10 protein-coding genes and 1 pseudogene are annotated in these 16,081 nt (G+C 72.3%); 9 read left to right on the top strand and 2 right to left on the bottom strand.

Annotation, left to right across the window (positions count from 1 at the left end):
- Positions 1–107 precede the first annotated feature (107 nt).
- The 4 genes from lanKC to SLINC_RS50545 all read left to right on the top strand — a co-directional run bounded on the left by lanKC (position 108) and on the right by SLINC_RS50545 (position 6,639).
- A complete protein-coding gene (gene lanKC, locus SLINC_RS40940) occupies positions 108–2,702 on the top strand; it encodes a class III lanthionine synthetase LanKC (RefSeq protein WP_067443484.1) in 2,595 nt (864 codons plus the stop codon).
- Positions 2,703–2,760: 58 nt separating this feature from the next.
- The gene (locus SLINC_RS40935; RefSeq protein WP_067443483.1) at positions 2,761–2,877 is read left to right on the top strand and encodes a SapB/AmfS family lanthipeptide; all 117 of its coding nucleotides are present in this window, start codon (positions 2,761–2,763) and stop codon (positions 2,875–2,877) included.
- 91 nt (positions 2,878–2,968) lie between these two features.
- Positions 2,969–4,723, top strand: a complete 1,755-nt coding sequence (locus tag SLINC_RS40930) for an ABC transporter ATP-binding protein (protein ID WP_067443482.1) — start codon at positions 2,969–2,971, stop codon at positions 4,721–4,723.
- Positions 4,720–6,639: an ATP-binding cassette domain-containing protein gene (locus tag SLINC_RS50545; RefSeq protein ID WP_067443481.1), complete on the top strand. Its 1,920-nt coding sequence runs from the start codon at positions 4,720–4,722 to the stop codon at positions 6,637–6,639. Before SLINC_RS40930 ends, SLINC_RS50545 begins: the two co-directional genes overlap by 4 nt.
- Here the strand turns inward: SLINC_RS50545 and SLINC_RS46710 are convergent.
- Positions 6,562–7,233: pseudogene (locus tag SLINC_RS46710) on the bottom strand (LuxR C-terminal-related transcriptional regulator); the annotation flags it as partial. The gene SLINC_RS50545 and the pseudogene SLINC_RS46710 overlap by 78 nt on opposite strands.
- A 166-nt stretch (positions 7,234–7,399) precedes the next feature.
- Positions 7,400–8,788 (bottom strand): S1 family peptidase, encoded by a 1,389-nt coding sequence (locus tag SLINC_RS40920; protein ID WP_067443480.1) that lies wholly within the window; start codon positions 8,786–8,788, stop codon positions 7,400–7,402.
- Positions 8,789–8,975: 187 nt separating this feature from the next.
- On the opposite strand from SLINC_RS40920, the gene SLINC_RS40915 reads away from it, so the two are divergent.
- The 5 genes from SLINC_RS40915 to SLINC_RS40895 all read left to right on the top strand — a co-directional run bounded on the left by SLINC_RS40915 (position 8,976) and on the right by SLINC_RS40895 (position 16,071).
- Entirely contained in the window at positions 8,976–9,389 is a 414-nt protein-coding gene (locus tag SLINC_RS40915; RefSeq protein ID WP_067443479.1) for a PaaI family thioesterase, read from the top strand.
- A gap of 514 nt (positions 9,390–9,903) precedes the next feature.
- Positions 9,904–10,119: a hypothetical protein gene (locus tag SLINC_RS40910; RefSeq protein ID WP_067443478.1), complete on the top strand. Its 216-nt coding sequence runs from the start codon at positions 9,904–9,906 to the stop codon at positions 10,117–10,119.
- 93 nt (positions 10,120–10,212) lie between these two features.
- Positions 10,213–11,019, top strand: a complete 807-nt coding sequence (locus SLINC_RS40905; RefSeq protein WP_067443477.1) for an HlyD family efflux transporter periplasmic adaptor subunit — start codon at positions 10,213–10,215, stop codon at positions 11,017–11,019.
- Complete coding sequence (locus tag SLINC_RS40900; RefSeq protein ID WP_067443476.1) at positions 11,016–13,238, top strand: NHLP family bacteriocin export ABC transporter peptidase/permease/ATPase subunit; 2,223 nt, start codon at positions 11,016–11,018, stop codon at positions 13,236–13,238. Before SLINC_RS40905 ends, SLINC_RS40900 begins: the two co-directional genes overlap by 4 nt.
- Before the next feature lie 19 nt (positions 13,239–13,257).
- A complete protein-coding gene (locus SLINC_RS40895) occupies positions 13,258–16,071 on the top strand; it encodes an NHLP bacteriocin export ABC transporter permease/ATPase subunit (RefSeq protein WP_067446312.1) in 2,814 nt (937 codons plus the stop codon).
- Positions 16,072–16,081: the final 10 nt, after the last annotated feature.

The raw sequence follows: 16,081 nt of genomic DNA, 5'->3' as shown, positions 1-16,081 counted from the left end.
ACATGTCTTGACGCATGCGTTCCGCACGGCGATCTCGTGACAGCCGTGACTGTCCGCACCCACAGCCCCACTGGAAGGCTCGTTGCCGGTTCCACGGAGGGGGTCGCATGGACAAGCGGTACGAGGTGTACGCGCTCGCCGACAGACACTTCTACGAGACGCCGGACCGGCTGTCGACGGAGAGTGGGCAGGCGGCGCCGCCGTTCGAGACGGCGCTGCGGACGGTGCCGGAGGGCTGGGACGCGTCCCGGATCGGCGACTGGCTGACCCTGACGCCGCTCGGCCCGGACGGCTCACCGGTGGCGGGCCCGGCCCAGGGCTGGAAGATCCACGCCTCGGCCACCCGGGCGAACGCGGAGCGGATCGCCGCGATCGTGTGGGACTACTGCGTGCCCCGGCGCATCCCGTTCAAGTTCGTGCCCGGCCCGCATCTGCTGCACCTGCGCAACACCAAGTACGCGGCCCGCGACACCAGCGGCAAGTTCGTCACCGTCTACCCGGCCGACGAGGAGCAGCTGCACCTCGTACTGCGGGAGCTGGGCAAGCTGCTGGAGGGGTTCGAGGGGCCCTACATCCTCACCGACCTGCGGTGGTACGACGGCCCGCTCTACGTCCGCTACGGCGCCTTCGCGCGCACCTTCGTCGTCGACGAGCGGGGCTCGCTGGTGCCGGCGGTGCGGGACGGCGCGGGCACGCTGGTGCCGGACCGGCGGGCGCCCTCCTTCCAGGTGCCCGAGTGGGTCACGCTGCCCGCCTTCCTCCAGCCGCATCTGGCGGCCCGCAACACCACGACGGTGGGCGAGCTGCCGTACCGCATCGAGAAGGCGCTGCACTTCTCCAACGGCGGCGGGGTGTACGCGGGCACCGACACCCGCGACGGAAGCAAGGTGGTCCTGAAGGAGGGGCGGCCGCACGCGGGGCTGGCCTCCGACGGCGCGGACGCGATCGCGCGTCTGGAGCGGGAGAAGTACGCCCTGGAGCAGGCGTCGGGGACCGGTGTGGTGCCGGAGGTACGGGACTGGTTCACGCTCGGTGACCACCGCTTCCTCGTCATGGACTTCCTGGAGGGGCGTCCGCTCAATTCCTTCTTCGCCGAGCGGCACCCGCTGCTCACCCCGGATCCCGACCCCCGGGCCGTGGCCGACTACACCGCGTGGGCGCTGCGCATCCACCGGGCGGTGGAGCGGGCGGTGGAGGCGGTGCACGCGTGCGGGATCGTCTTCAACGACCTGCACGTCTTCAACATCATGGTCGCGCCCGACGAGGAGTCGGTGTCGCTGCTCGACTTCGAGGCGGCGGCGCCGGTCACGGAGAACGGGCGCCAGGTGGTCGCCCATCCCGGCTTCTTCGCCCCGCCGGACCGCAGGGGCGCCGACGTCGACCGGTACGCGCTGGCCTGTCTGCGGATCGCCCTGTTCCTGCCCGTCACCACGCTGTTCGTGGTCGACCGGGGCAAGGCGGCCCATCTCGCCGAGGTGATCACCCGTCAGTTCCCGGACGTGCCGCGGGAGTTCTTGGACGAGGCTGTCGCGGAGATCACCCGGGGCACCACCGTGCGGGCACCGTCCTTCGCGGACCCCGGCGACTGGCCCTACAGCCGCGACTCCATGGTCAAGGCGATCCTCGCCTCGGCCACCCCGGACCGCGAGGACCGGCTCTTCCCCGGCGACATCACGCAGTTCAACGACGGCGGCGGCCTCGGTCTCGCACACGGCGCGGCCGGTGTGCTGTACGCGCTGGAGGCGGTCGGCGCCGAACGCTACGAGGAGGGCGAGCGCTGGCTCCTGGCCCGCACCGCGCCCGCGCCGACGGGCACGCCCCTCGGGCTCTACGACGGGCTCGCGGGCGTCGCCCATGTCCTGGAGCGGCTCGGGCACCGGCAGCGCGCCCTCGATCTGATCGGCTCGATCCTCGCCGAGCGGTGGCAGAACCTCTCCTCCGATCTGCACGGCGGGCTGGCCGGACTCGGGCTGGTGCTCGGCGAGCTGGCGCGGACGACCGGCGAGCCGGAGCTGCGGGACCGTGCCGCCGAGGCCGCCGACATCCTCGTACGACGTCTGGCGGAACCTCCGGCGGACACGCCCCGACGGCGGGCCGGGCTCATGCGAGGGGCCACCGGGCCCGCGCTGTTCCTGCTGCGGCAGTACGAACACACCGGTGAGAAACGGCTGTTGGACGCGGCGGAGGTGGCTCTGCGCCGGGACCTGGCGTGCTGTGTGACGCACGAGGGCGGCTCGCTGGAGGTCGACGAGGGCTGGCGGACGCTGCCGTACCTCGGTGACGGAAGCGCGGGCATCGGGATGGTCCTGGACGACCTCCTCGCCCATGTCAGCGATGCCGACGGGGAGTTCGAGCGCGCTCGGGCCGGCATCCTGACCGCCGCCACCAGCCGTTTCTATGTGCAGCCCGGCCTGCTCCAGGGCCGTGCCGGAATGATCCTGCACCTCGCCCGCACGGGCACGCCCGGAGCGAGCGGGACACGGCTCGCCGAACAGATCGCCGGACTCGGCTGGTTCGCGATGTCGTACCAGGGCCAACTGGCCTTCCCGGGGCACCAGATGATGCGCCTGTCGATGGACCTGAGTACCGGAACGGCGGGATGTCTGCTCGCGCTCGGCGCGGCCCTCGACACCCGGACCGAGGCCCACCTGCCGTTCCTGCCGCCGATCGGGCGGCCCCCACAGCGCGGTTCCGCGACCTGACGGAGCCGTGACGCAACCCCGTCCCCACGGGAGACGACACCGAAGGAAGGAAATCAACATGGCACTTCTCGACCTGCAGACGATGGAGACCGAAGACCGCACCGAGGGTGGCGGCCCCAGCACCCTCAGCCTGCTGTCGTGCGTGAGCGCGGCCAGCGTCACGCTCTGTCTCTGACGAGCACCGCGCGACCACGGCCCCGGGCGGTCCCTTCCCACGAGGAAGGGCCCGCTCGGGGTCCCGCACACGCCGAGGGGGCCGCCGCCGTATGCCGACCGATCCGGAACACGACCCGGTGCTGCGCGGGCCGCTCGGTCCGGACCCCGCCCGCTGTCTGGTCCTGTGCCTGGTGAGCACGGCCGCGACCGGCGTCGGACTGCTGCTGCCGGCCGCCCTGGGCCGCGCCCTTGACCTCCTGCTGGCGCGGGCGCCGGCGACCCACTGGGTGCTCGGCTGCGCCGGGCTCGTCCTGCTGCTCGCGCTGCTCGACGCCTGCGAGACCGTGCTGCGCGGCACGGTCGACGCCCGCACCACCGCCTGGCTGCGCCGACGGCTCACCGGGCACGTCCTGGCCGTCGGACCGCGCGCCGCCGCCCGCTTCGGGCCCGGGGACCTCGTCGCCCGTCTCGTCGGCAACGCCGCTCAGGCCGGCACGGCTCCCACCGCCCGCGCCGCCCTGCTCTCCGCGGTCGCCGGACCCGTCGGCGGCATCGTCGCACTGGGTCTCATCAACCCCTGGCTCGCGGTGGTGTTCCTGGCCGGAGCACCGGTGCTGGCGCTGCTGCTGCGCGCCTTCGCCCGCGACACCACGGAGTGCGTGACGCACTACCAGCGGGTGCAGGGCCGGATCGCCGGGGCGCTCGCGGAGGCCGTCGCCGGACACCGGACCATCGCCGCGGCGGGGGCGGTGGACCGGGAGACGGCTCGAATCCTGCGGCCGCTGCCCGAGCTGTCCCGGGCCGGACACCGGATGTGGCGGGTGCAGGGGCGGGCGAGCGGCCAGGCCGTCGCCGTGGCGCCGCTGCTCCAGCTCGGGGTCGTCGCCGTCGCCGGGGTGCTCCTCGTCCGGCACCGTCTCACCGTCGGGGAGGTCCTCGCGGCCTCCCGGTACGCGGTCCTGGCCACCGGCGTCGGCGTGCTGGTCGGACATCTCGCGGGCCTGGCCCGGGCCCGGGCGGCGGCCGGCCGCCTGGGCGAAGTGCTGACGGAGCCCGCCCCCACCCACGGCTCGCATTCCCTGCCGGCCGGGCCGGGCCGGCTGGAGCTGCGTGGCGTCACGGCCCGGCGCGGCGGACGGACCGTGCTGGACGGGCTCGACCTGGTCGTGCCCGGCGGTTCGACCCTCGCCGTGGTCGGCCGGTCGGGCGCGGGCAAATCCCTGCTCGCCGCGGTCGCCGGGCGGCTCACCGACCCCGACGAGGGCGAGGTCCTGCTCGACGGCGTACCCCTGCGCGACCTCACCCACGACGCGCTGCGCCGGGCGGTGGGCCACGCCTTCGAACGCCCCGTACTGCTCGGCGACACCGTCCAGGACGCCATCGCCCTCGGACTGGCCGCCCCCTCCCCCACCCGGGTCCGGGAGGCGGCCCGCACCGCCCGCGCGGACGACTTCGTCCGCCGCCTGCCCGACGGCTACGCCACCGCCGTCGCCGACGCCCCACGCTCCGGCGGCGAGTCCCAACGCCTCGGTCTCGCCCGCGCGTTCGCCCACGGCGGCCGGCTGCTCGTCCTCGACGACGCCCTCTCCAGCCTCGACACCGTCACCGAGACCCACATCACGGACGCCCTCGTCCACGGCGGCTCCGGCAGCACCCGCCTCCTGATCGCCCACCGAGCCTCCACGGCGGCCCGCGCGGACCTGGTGGCCTGGCTGGACGGGGGACGGGTGCGGGCGGTGGGCACGCATCAGGAGCTGTGGGAGGAGGCGGGCTACCGGGCGGTGTTCGGCGAGCCGGAGGGGGTCGAGGTGAAGGGTGAGGCCGAGCGACAGCCCGGCCGGGCCGGCGGAGGAGTCCCGTCGTGACCGAACGGATCCATCGGCTCGGGCTGCGGTTCCTGCGGGTGCGGTGGCGGGTGCTGGTACGGCTCGGCGGGTGGTCCGTGCTGGAGACGGCCCAGACGTTCCTGACCGGGTACGCCCCGGCACGCGCCCTGGACGCGGGGTTCCTGGCCGGGCGGCCGGAGGTCGGGCTCGGCTGGCTCGCGGTGGCCGGGCTCGGCGTCCTGGTGGGCGCGTACGGCACGGCCCGGGTGTACGCCGCGGTGGCCGCGCTGGTGGAACCGCTCCGGGACCGGCTCGTCGAGCGGGTCGTGGCGCGCGGGGTGCGGGAGGCGGACGCCGGGGCGCTGTCGGGCCTCACCCAGCAGGTGGAGATCGCGCGGGACACGTTCGCCGGGCTGGTGATGGTGTCGCGGTCGTTCCTGTTCACCACCGTCGGCGCCCTGGTCGGCCTGTTCTCGCTGGACCCGCTGCTCCTGCTGGTCGTCGGACCTCCCCTGCTCGCCGGGGTGGGCCTGTTCGCGGCGACGCTCGGGCCATTGGCCCGCAGGCAGGAGACGTTCCTGGTCGCCGACGAGGCCCTGGCCGAGAATCTCGGTGCCGTCTGCCCGGGGCTGCGGGACGTCACCGCGAGCGGCGCGGAGACCCGGATCGCCGCCGGGACGGACACCCGGATCGACACCGAGCTGCGGGCGGCGCGTTCCCTGGCCCGCTGGGGCGTCCTGCGCGTGGCCTCCCTGGCGCTCGGCGGTCAGCTGCCGATCGTGCTGCTGCTCGTCGCCGCGCCCTGGCTCCTCGACCGCGGCGTCACCCCGGGCGCCCTGGTCGGCGCGCTCGCCTACGTCACCCAGTCGCTGCTGCCCGCCCTGAACAACCTGGTCCACGGTCTGGGCAGCAGCGGCTCCCGCCTGGTCGTGGTGCTGCGCCGACTGGTCCGTGAGAAGACCGCCGACACCACGGCCGACACCACGGACCACGACGGCCCGGCGCCGCAGGCCCCCACCGAGGACACCGACAGCACTGGCAGTACCGGGCCGAGCGCTTCTCACGCCCCGCACCTCACCGCCCTCTCCCTCGCCTCCGTCACCTTCGCCTACGGCCCCCACAGCGCCCCCGTGATCGACGACCTCGACCTCGACGTCCCGGCCGGCGCGCACCTGGCCGTCGTAGGCCCGAGCGGGATCGGCAAGTCGACGCTCACCGCGCTGGTCGCCGGGCTGCTGCGGCCCGGCCGGGGGACGGTCAGGGTCGACGGGCGGCCGGTGACGGGGCCGGGCGCGGTCGGGCGACGGGTGCTGATTCCGCAGGAGGCGTACGTCGTCACCGGCACCCTCGCGGAGAACCTCGGTCTGCTCCGGCCGGACCCGGTCCCCGAGGCGGAGCTGCTCGCCGCGGCGGAGGCGGTGGGGCTCGTCCCGCTGCTCGAAGCGCTCGGCGGGCCGTCGGCGCACGTCGATCCGGCGGCCCTGTCCGCGGGCGAGCGGCAGCTCGTCGCGCTGACGCGGGCCTATCTGTCGTACGCCCCGCTCGCGTTGCTGGACGAGGCGACCTGCCACCTCGATCCGGCGGCGGAGGAGCGCGCCGAGCGGGCCTTCGCCGCCCGTCCCGGCGGCACCCTCGTGGTCGTGGCCCACCGGATCAGCTCGGCCCGCAGGGCGGACCGGGTGCTGATGATGGACGGCAGGCGTACGGCGTACGGAACGCACGAGGAGCTGGTGCGCGGTTCGACGTCCTACCGTGCGCTCGTCGGGGGCTGGGCCTCCGGGCCCTCCCGGCGGTCAGAGCCAGCCCTCGCCCTGGGAGATCCGGATCGCGTCGATACGGTTGCGGGCCCCGGTCTTGCGGGTGATGGCGGCCATGTAGTTGCGCACCGTCCCGTGGGACAGGTGCAGACTCCCGGCGATCTCGGCGACGGAGGCACCCTCCGCCGCCAGGGATAACACGCTCAGTTCTCTGCGGGTCAGCGGCATCTCCGCGGCCTTGAGGAACCCGAAGCCCAACGAGTCGTCGATGAAACGTTTCCCTGCCGCGACCCGGCGGATCCCCCGGACCAGGTTCTCCGGCGCGCCCTCCTTGTCGACGTACCCGAGCGTCCCCACCTCGGCGGCGCGCTTCAGCAGGCCGGGCCGGCTCGCGGCGGCGAGCACCAGCAGCCCGGGCGGGGGCAGGTCCGGGTCCCGTGGGCACAGCTCACCGAGGGGCGGGAGGGCGTAGGAGTCCGAGCACTCCAGGTCGGCCGCGCACACGTCGGGCCGCACGGACCGCACATGGCCCGGCGCGCCGCGCCAGGAGGTGTCGAACACCCGCAGATCGGGAACCCCGCGCAACCACTCCGCCAGGATCGATCGCACCAGACACTCGTCGTGCACCAACAGCACCCGGATCACATCCGCCCCCTCAGCCGACCGTACGTCGCCACATGGTGTTGAGCGCGTGCCCCATTGTTCGCGTGTGTCACCGCCCGCGGGCGTGAGGAACCGGCCATCGGGGGGCGCGGGGGCGCACGCCCGGCGCCCGTTTGCGGTCACGCGCATCCACTGAGGGGGATTGGGTCCGGGGCTGCGGGGTACATGGCGGGCTTCACCGTGCGCCGGGCATTCGTGTGCCCTCGGCGGCCGTACACACAGACCGGTCCGGCCCTCCCGCCGGAGGGCCGGACCGGTTCACCGCCTTACTTATGGAGCGGCGTCAGCACGGGGGTCAGTTGGTGTGGTTCAGGCCCGACTCGCCCTCGGCACCGGTTCCGGTCTCCTGACCGACCCCGGTGTCCTCGCCGACCCCGGCCTCTTCACCGGCGCCGGCCTCCTCGCCCGCGCCCGCTTCCTCGCCCGCTCCGGCTTCCTCACCGGCGCCGGCCTCTTCGCCACCGGCCTGGTCGCCCGCGCCGGCCCCTGCACCGCCGGCCTCTTCACCGCCGGCTTCCTCGCCACCGGCCTGGTCGCCCGCGCCGCCGGCCGCGCCGCCCTCACCGAGCGTCGCGCCGACCGCTTCCAGGGCGGTGGTGACCGGCTGGAAGAAGGTCTCGCCACCGACCGTGCAGTCGCCGCTGCCGCCGGAGGTCAGACCGAGGGCCAGACCGTCCTGGGTGAACATGGAGCCGCCGCTGTCGCCGGGCTCGGCGCAGACGTTGGTCTGGATGAGCCCGGTGACCGTGCCCTCCGGGTAGTTCACGGTGGCGTCGAGTCCGAGGACCTGGCCGTCGGCGAGCCCGGTGGTGCTGCCCATCCGGAACACCTCCTGGCCGACCGTGGCATCGGCGGCCTGGGAGATGGCGACGGTCTGGCCGCCGCCGACGTTGACGTCGCTCGGCGCCTCGGTGGCCGGGTCGTCGTACTTCACCAGGGCGAAGTCGCCGTCACCGGGGAAGGTGGCGGTGGCCGCGTCCACGGTGGCGATCGGCTCGCCGCCCTCCGTGTCGGACCACGCGGCCTCCGCGACCCCGCAGTGACCGGCGGTCAGGAAGGCGGGGCTGCCGTCGCCCGCGGTGACGTTGAAGCCGGCCGAGCAGCGTGCACCGCCGCCGAAGATGGCGTCGCCGCCGGAGAGGAAGGTCTTGAAGGTGCCGGCCGACTTCTTGATGGTGGCCATGCCGGAACCGAGGGTCTCGACCGTCGATTCCAGTCTGTCCCACTTGGCGCCGGTGACCGTGGAGTCCGCGGTGACGAGGATCTTGTTCGTCCGCGGGTCGACGGCCCAGGAGGTGCCGGGGATGGTCGCCTCGGTCTTCAGCGTCTGCGCGCCGGCCGACAGTTCCGAGAGGCTGTTGTCGACCTCGCGGATCTTTGCGCCCGCCTTCTTCGCCTGCACGATCACGTTGTTCTCGTCGCCGGAGATGACGTTGACGACCAACTGCTGGCTGTCACCGTCGTAGTAGGAACCGGCGAAGGCGTCGCCCAGCAGATTCTGGAGTTGTGAGGCGAGGTCCGAGGCGTCTCCCGCCTTGAGGGTCTTCGGCGCGGCGGCGGCGTCGTCCGACCCGCCGTCCTGGGAGGCGTTGGCGTTCGGGAGCAGGATGGCGGCAGCTCCGAGCGCCACCACACTGCCCGCCGCTATCGCGGCCTTGCGCTTCGGAATTCGCTTGTGACTCAAACTTCTCGACCTCCTGAGGGACCGGAGTGTGCTGCCGCCGGGCGGCAGTTGTTGGGGGGCGCCTGGATGGCAGGAGGTACGCACGGGTTGCGCGGGGCGTTCAATTCCGTTTCCGCGCGCCCCGCGTGCGACTGCGAATCGGCCATGACCGGCGCCGGGCGCCGCGGCAGGGGGAACAATCCCCCATATGACGATGACCACCGCCGAAGCCGACAAGATCCTCACCGACAACTTCGCCCCTTGGGTGCTCGAACTGGGGCTGCGGGTCGAGACCTTGGGCGAGGACCGCGCGATCCTGCGACTTCCCTGGTCACAGCGGCTGGCCCGGGAGGGTGGCGGGCTGTCCGGGCAGGCCCTCATGGCGGCCGCCGACACGGCGACCGTGCTGGCCGTCTCCGCGGCCCGGGGCGGCTACGGGCCCATGACCACGGTGCAGCAGTCCACGTCCTTCCAGCGCGCGGTGACCGGTTCGGATGTCTTGATCGAAGCGGTGGTCACCAAGCTGGGCCGCCGGATGGCGTTCGCCGACATCACGCTGACCGACGAGACGTCGGGGCTGACCGCAGCACGGGCGAGCACGGTCTACGCACTTCTCGGCTGACATCCGACGCGCACTTCTCGGCTGACATCCGGCACATCCGAAACGACACGGCCGAACCGACACGGTCGGCGACCGGCCCGCAACGGTCGGTCGCGAACACGGCGTCGAATCCTCCCTCCAGAGAATCTGCACACGTGCTTCCCAAGGGCATCACGGCACGGAAATGAATCGCACAGGGAAATGACGGGCGTCGACCATTGGCGCGGAGTGTCGGATTCGCTCGCCGGGCCGCAAGAGGTCGTACGGGCCGATGCGGCGGCTCATGTGAAGAACTCGCCACCACGACGTGCGCAGTCCTGCACTCAACGGTGCTCATGAGGCACAAGTGCCCTGGTGGGACGGATGGTTGATTGGATGCGCGCCGCCGCCGCGTGCTTTGATCCATCGCACCGCAGGGGCCGCACAGGGCAGTTCCGGAAACGGGATCCCGGCACCTGCGGTCGCGGCCGTCCGTCTGTCCCCAGAGGGGGCCGCTCCCCCCTTGTGAAATATCCATATGAAGGGAAGTTCCATCATGAACTCCACCCCCCAGGTTGAGACCGTCGAGATCTCCGACGCCGAGCTCGACAACGTCTCCGGCGGCCTGCAGCTGAACGCCCTGGGCACCGTCACCGGCCTGGTGGACGGCGTTGCCCCGGTCTCCGGCCTGGTCAACACGGTCGTCGGCACCGTCGAGGGCGCCACCGGCCTGAACACCGGTGCGGTCACCAACCTGGTTTCCGGTCTCTGATCGCACCAGATGTGATCACTGAGTCCCGGAGCCGTATCCCGGCTCCGGGGCTTTTGCCTGCCTCAAAAGATCTCTCCAGGTGAGGGAAGTTCCGTGCAGTTCCGCCAACAGGCCCTCGCCAAGCTCCAGTCGCCGGAGGAACTCGACCTTCCGGTGCGCTTCGCCCGCCCCCAGGGCTGGCTCGTGCTGTCCGTGACCGTGGTGGCCATGGCCGCGGCCTCCGTGTGGGCGGTGACCGGCTCGGTCGCCTCCACCGTGAGCGCGCCCGCCATCCTCACGCACGCGGAAGGCAGTTACATCCTCCAGAGCCCGGTCGCGGGCCAGGTCACCGAGGTGATCGCGGAGGAGGGCCAGCGGCTGCCCGCCGACTCCCCCGTACTGAAGGTCCGTACGGCCGAGGGCGACACGGTGGTGCGCACGGTCGCCGCGGGCCGGGTCACAGCGCTCGCCGCGACCATCGGGCAGATCATCTCCACCGGCGCGAACGTCGCCGCCGTGGAGAAGGTCGCCCGCGCCTCCGACCCCCTGTACGCCACCGTGTACGTGCCCGCCGAGAACGCGGCCTCCATTCCCGAGAACGCCGCCGTGGACCTGACCGTCTCCTCGGTGCCCACCCAGGAGTACGGCGTGCTGCGCGGCCATGTGAAGTCGGTGGACCGTTCCGCCCAGTCCGCGCAGCAGATCGCCGCGTTCCTCGGCGACAGCCAGCTCGGCGAGCAGTTCACCAAGGACGGCCGGCCGGTGGCGGTCCTGGTGCGGCTGGACAGGTCGAAGGACACCAAAAGCGGCTACCGGTGGTCGTCCGCGGACGGACCGCCGTTCACTCTCACGTCCATGACCGCGGCCTCGGGCTCGATCCGGCTGGCCGACCAGCGTCCCGTCGATTGGCTGCTGCCGTGAGCACCGCACCGGACACCCGGAGCCGGCGCCGTTCCGCCCCGCCCAAGCGCCCGGTCCCCAAGAGCAGGGCGAAGACGGTCCGCACACCCACCGTCCTCCAGATGGAGGCCGTGGAGTGCGGCGCCGCCTCGCTGGCGATGGTGCTCGGCCACTACGGCAGACACATCCCGTTGGAGGAGTTGCGGATCGCCTGCGGTGTCTCGCGGGACGGCTCGCGCGCGAGCAACCTCCTCAAGGCGGCCCGCAGTTACGGCCTGACGGCCAAGGGCATGCAGATGGACACGGCCGCGCTCGCCGACGTGCAGACGCCGGCCGTGCTGTTCTGGGAGTTCAACCACTACGTCGTCTACGACGGCATGGGCCGCCGCTTCGGCCGCCGCGGGGTGTACATCAACGACCCCGGCAAGGGCCGCCGTTTCGTGCCCATGGAGGACTTCGACGGCAGCTTCACCGGAGTCGTCCTGGTGATGGAGCCCGGCGAGGGCTTCACCAGGGGTGGCCGCAAGCCGGGGGTGCTGGGCGCGATGCCGGCCCGGCTGCGCGGTACCGCGGGCACCATGCCGGCGGCGGTGCTGGCGAGTCTGCTGCTGGTGCTGGTCGGTGCGACGGTGCCCGCGCTGAGCCGCCAGTACATCGACATGTTCCTGATCGGGGGCCAGACCTCGCTGCTCGGCGTGCTGTTCGCGTCGATGGGTGCGAGCGTGCTGCTCACCCTGGTGCTGACCTGGCTCCAGCAGGCGAACCTGCTGCACGGCCGGATCATCTCCTCCACCCTCTCCAGCGCCCGCTTCCTGCGGCATCTGCTGCGGCTGCCGGTCACCTTCTTCTCCCAGCGCAGCCCGGCCGACCTGGTGCAGCGCCTCCAGTCCAACGACCAGGTGGCCGAGACCCTGGCCCGCGACCTCGCGGCGGCCGGCGTGGACGCGGTCGTCGTCGTCCTCTACGCGGTCCTCCTCTACACCTACGACCCCCAGCTGACCTACGTCGGTATCGGTGTGGCGCTGCTGAACGTGGTGGCCATGCGGGTCGTCATCCGGCTGCGCGCCACCCGTACGGCGAAGCTGCGGGCCGACAGCGCCCGGCTCACCAACACCGCCTACACCGGCCTCCAGCTGATCGAGACGATGAAGGCGACCGGCGGCGAGGAGGGCTACTTCCGCAAGTGGGCGGGGCAGCACGCCACCACACTGGAGGAACAGCAGCGGCTCGGGGTGCCGAGTGCCTGGCTGGGTGTGGTCGCGCCGACGCTCGCCAGTCTGAACAGCGCGCTCATCCTGTGGATCGGCGGTATGCGGGCGATCGAGGGCGGTATCTCCGTCGGCCTGCTGGTCGCCTTCCAGGCCCTGGTCACCCGCTTCACCGCCCCGATCACCCGCCTCAACGGCGTCGCGAGCCGCATCCAGGACTTCGCGGCCGACGTGGCCCGTCTGAAGGACGTGGAGAACTTCCAGGCCGATCCGCTCTACGGCCGCCCGGGCGCCGGCGACTCCACGCGCCGGCTGCACGGCCATGTCGAGCTGGAGAACATCACCTTCGGCTACAACCCGCTGGACAAGCCGCTGCTCACGGGCTTCGACCTGACCGTGGGCCCGGGCCAGCAGGTCGCTCTGGTCGGCGGCTCCGGCAGCGGCAAGTCGACGGTGTCCCGGCTGATCTCGGGCCTGTACACGCCCTGGGAGGGCGTGATCCGCATCGACGGACAGCGCCTGGACGACATCCCGCGCGGCGCGCTCGCGTCCTCGGTCTCCTTCGTCGACCAGGACGTGTTCCTCTTCGAGGGCTCGATCCGCGACAACATCGCGCTGTGGGACCCGTCGATCCCGGACGACGCCGTGGTCGACGCCCTGCGCGATGCGGCCCTGTACGACGTGGTGATGCGCCGGCCCGGCGGTATCCAGAGCAAGGTCGAGCAGGACGGGCGCAACTTCTCCGGCGGTCAGCGCCAACGACTGGAGATCGCCCGGGCGTTGGTGCGCCGGCCGAGCATCCTGGTGCTCGACGAGGTGACCAGCGCGCTGGACGCGGAGACCGAGCTGGTGGTCATGGACAACCTGCGCAAGCGCGGCTGTGCCTGTGTGGTGATCGCGCACCGGCTGAGCACCGTGCGCGACAGCGACGAGATCGTCGTACTCCAGCACGGCACGATCGTGGAACGCGGGCGGCACGAGGAGCTGGTGGCGCGCGGGGGCGCGTACGCGGCGCTGGTCAAGGAACGGTGACATGAGCTCCCCAGGTGACATGGCCTCCCCCTACGGAGGCGACCTCGTCCTCAACGCGCTAGGCGCGATGGGCACGCGGATCGACTGCGCCGGTTTCAACCGCCTCGACCTCGAAGGGCCGCAGGTGCTGTGGCTGGTCGTGTCGGGCGCGGTGGACCTGTTCGCGGTGGACGCCGAGCAGCAGGGCCACTGGCACCATCTGGGCCGTCTGGAACCGGGCGCGCTGCTGCTCGGTCCGGTGGCGGGGCCCCAGCACACGCTGGTGGCCCGGCCGCTCAGGGACTGCGTGGTGCACCGCATCGGGCTGCGCGAGCTGTACGAGCCCGCGCACACCCAGACCTGGTCGTACGACGAGTACGGCAACCCGCAGTACGTGCCGCCGACGACCAGCCCCCTGGAGTACGCCCTCGCGCTCGGCGTCGGCCGCAGCCTGTCCGTGCTCTTCCAGGCGCCGATGGCCACCGAGGGAGCCGCCGAGGTGGCCGACGACGACGTCTTCTGGATGCAGGTGCCGCCGGGCAGCGTCCAGTACGGCTCGCTGTACGGGCAGGAGGCCGCCGCCGACCTGCTGATGGACCCCGCGGTGTGGCAGAGCATGGTCGACCAGCAGTACCGGCTGCTGACCGCGCTGGACCGCTGGATCGAGCAGCTGGAGCGCACCCACGAGACCCGTACGGCCGCGGGCATCAAGGCCGGTGAGGCCGTCCGCGCCCAGGCGGACCAGACGCTGCTGGCGTCCATCGGCAAGTCCAAGCGGCGTACGACGTCCGCCGACGCGGACGCCAGTTACGCGGCCTGCAAGCTGGTCGCCCAGGCGGCCGGGATTCCCCTCGCGGAGCCCGCGCAGAGCGGCACCGAGAGCGACCGCCTCGATCCGATCGAGCAGATCGCCCTGGCCTCCCGCGTCCGCGTGCGGGCCGTACGTCTGGACGGCCGGTGGTGGCGTGACAACGTCGGACCGCTGGTGGGCCACCGGGCACTGTCGGGGGCGCCGGTCGCGCTGCTGTGGCGGCGCGGCGGGTATGTGGCGGTGCATCCGGCGACCGGGCGCGAGACGCCGATCGAGAAGGACAACGCGGAGGAGTTCGAACCGCGTGCGGTGATGTTCTACCGTCCGCTGCCGGACCGTGGGCTCAGCCCGCTCGGGCTGCTCAGGTTCAGCATGCGCGGCACGACGGGCGACATGACGAACCTGCTGGTCAGCATGCTGGTGACGGTCGCGATCGGGGCGCTGGTGCCGATCGCGACGGGCAAGGTGCTCGGCGAGTTCGTGCCGAAGGCGCAGACCGATCTGATCGTGCAGGTGTGTCTGGCCGTCATCGTCAGCAGTGTGGTGGCGGCGGTGTTCATGCTGATGCAGAACCTCACCATGCTGCGTCTGGAGGGCCGGATCGAGGCGACGCTCCAGCCGGCGGTGTGGGACCGGCTGCTGAGGCTGCCGACGAAGTTCTTCACCGAGCGCTCGACGGGTGAACTGGCCAGCCAGGCCATGGGCATCAGCTCGATCCGCCGGATGATGGCGGGCATCGCGCCGACGGTCGCCCAGTCGGTGACCGTGGGCGCGATGAACCTGGGGCTGCTGTTCTGGTTCAGCGCGTCGATGGCGACGGCCGCGATCGGCATGCTCGTCGTCATCGCCGCGATGTTCCTCGGGCTCGGCCTGTGGCAGGTGCGCTGGCAGCGGCGCCTGGTGGTGCTCGGCAACAAGCTCAACAATCAGGCGTTCCAGACCCTGCGCGGTCTGCCCAAGCTGCGGGTGGCGGCGGCCGAGAACTACGCCTACGCCGCCTGGGCCTCCCAGTTCGCGCGCAGCCGTGAGCTCCAGCAGAAGGTCGGCCGGATCAAGAACCTCACCACGGTGGCGGGCGCGGTGTACCTGCCGTTGTGCACCCTGCTGATGTTCATGCTGCTGGCGGGTCCGGCGCGGGGCACGATGTCGGCGTCGGCGTTCCTCACGTTCAACACCTCGGTGACGATGCTGCTGACCTCGGTCACCTCGCTGACCGGCGCCTTCGTCTCGGTGGTGGCCGCGCTGCCGCTGTTCGAGGAGATCAAGCCGGTCCTGGACGCGACGCCCGAGGTGCGCACGGCGAGCACCCGGCCGGGCCCGCTGACCGGGGCGCTGGAGGCCCGGAGGCTGTCCTTCCGCTACTCCGACGACGGTCCGCTGGTCCTGGACGACGTGTCGTTCGAGATCCGGCCGGGCGAGTTCGTGGCGATCGTCGGCCCCAGCGGTTGCGGCAAGTCGACCCTGCTCAGGCTGCTGATCGGCTTCGACCGCCCGGTCTCCGGGAGCGTGCTCTACGACGGTCAGGACCTGGCCGCGCTCGACCAGTCGGCGGTGCGCCGTCAGTGCGGGGTGGTGCTCCAGCACGCGCAGCCGTTCACGGGGTCGATCCTGGACGTGATCTGCGGGACCGAGCCGTACACGCCGGAGGAGGCGATGGCGGCGGCCGCGATGGCGGGCCTGGCCGAGGACATCCAGCGGATGCCGATGGGGCTGCACACCATCGTCTCGGGCAGCGGCGCCGTCTCCGGCGGGCAGCGCCAACGCCTCATGATCGCCCAGGCGTTGATCCGCCGGCCGCGGATCCTGTTCTTCGACGAGGCGACCAGCGCCCTCGACAACGAGACGCAGCGCACGGTGATCGAGTCCACCAAGGCCCTCAACGCCACCCGGATCGTCATCGCCCACCGTCTGTCGACCGTGCTGGACGCCGACCGCGTGATCGTCATGGAGAACGGCAAGGTCGCCCAGCAGGGCCCGCCCGCCCAGCTGCTCGCGGACACCGGCGGGCGGCTGCACGAGCTGGTGCGGCGCCAGATGGCGTGACGCGGGTGCG

This window comes from Streptomyces lincolnensis (assembly GCF_001685355.1).
GTDB lineage: Bacteria > Actinomycetota > Actinomycetes > Streptomycetales > Streptomycetaceae > Streptomyces > Streptomyces lincolnensis.
The sequence above is the reverse complement of the archived record's forward strand: the minus strand, read 5'-3'. Positions and strand labels throughout refer to the sequence as shown.

What these genes read in the sequence shown, in the direction of transcription:
- SLINC_RS40935 (WP_067443483.1), top strand. Translation starts at nt 2,761, where the DNA reads ATGGCACTTCTCGACCTGCAGACGATGGAGACCGAAGACCGCACCGAG.
- lanKC (WP_067443484.1), top strand. Translation starts at nt 108, where the DNA reads ATGGACAAGCGGTACGAGGTGTACGCGCTCGCCGACAGACACTTCTAC.
- SLINC_RS40915 (WP_067443479.1), top strand. Translation starts at nt 8,976, where the DNA reads ATGACGATGACCACCGCCGAAGCCGACAAGATCCTCACCGACAACTTC.
- SLINC_RS40930 (WP_067443482.1), top strand. Translation starts at nt 2,969, where the DNA reads ATGCCGACCGATCCGGAACACGACCCGGTGCTGCGCGGGCCGCTCGGT.
- SLINC_RS40895 (WP_067446312.1), top strand. Translation starts at nt 13,258, where the DNA reads ATGGCCTCCCCCTACGGAGGCGACCTCGTCCTCAACGCGCTAGGCGCG.
- SLINC_RS40910 (WP_067443478.1), top strand. Translation starts at nt 9,904, where the DNA reads ATGAACTCCACCCCCCAGGTTGAGACCGTCGAGATCTCCGACGCCGAG.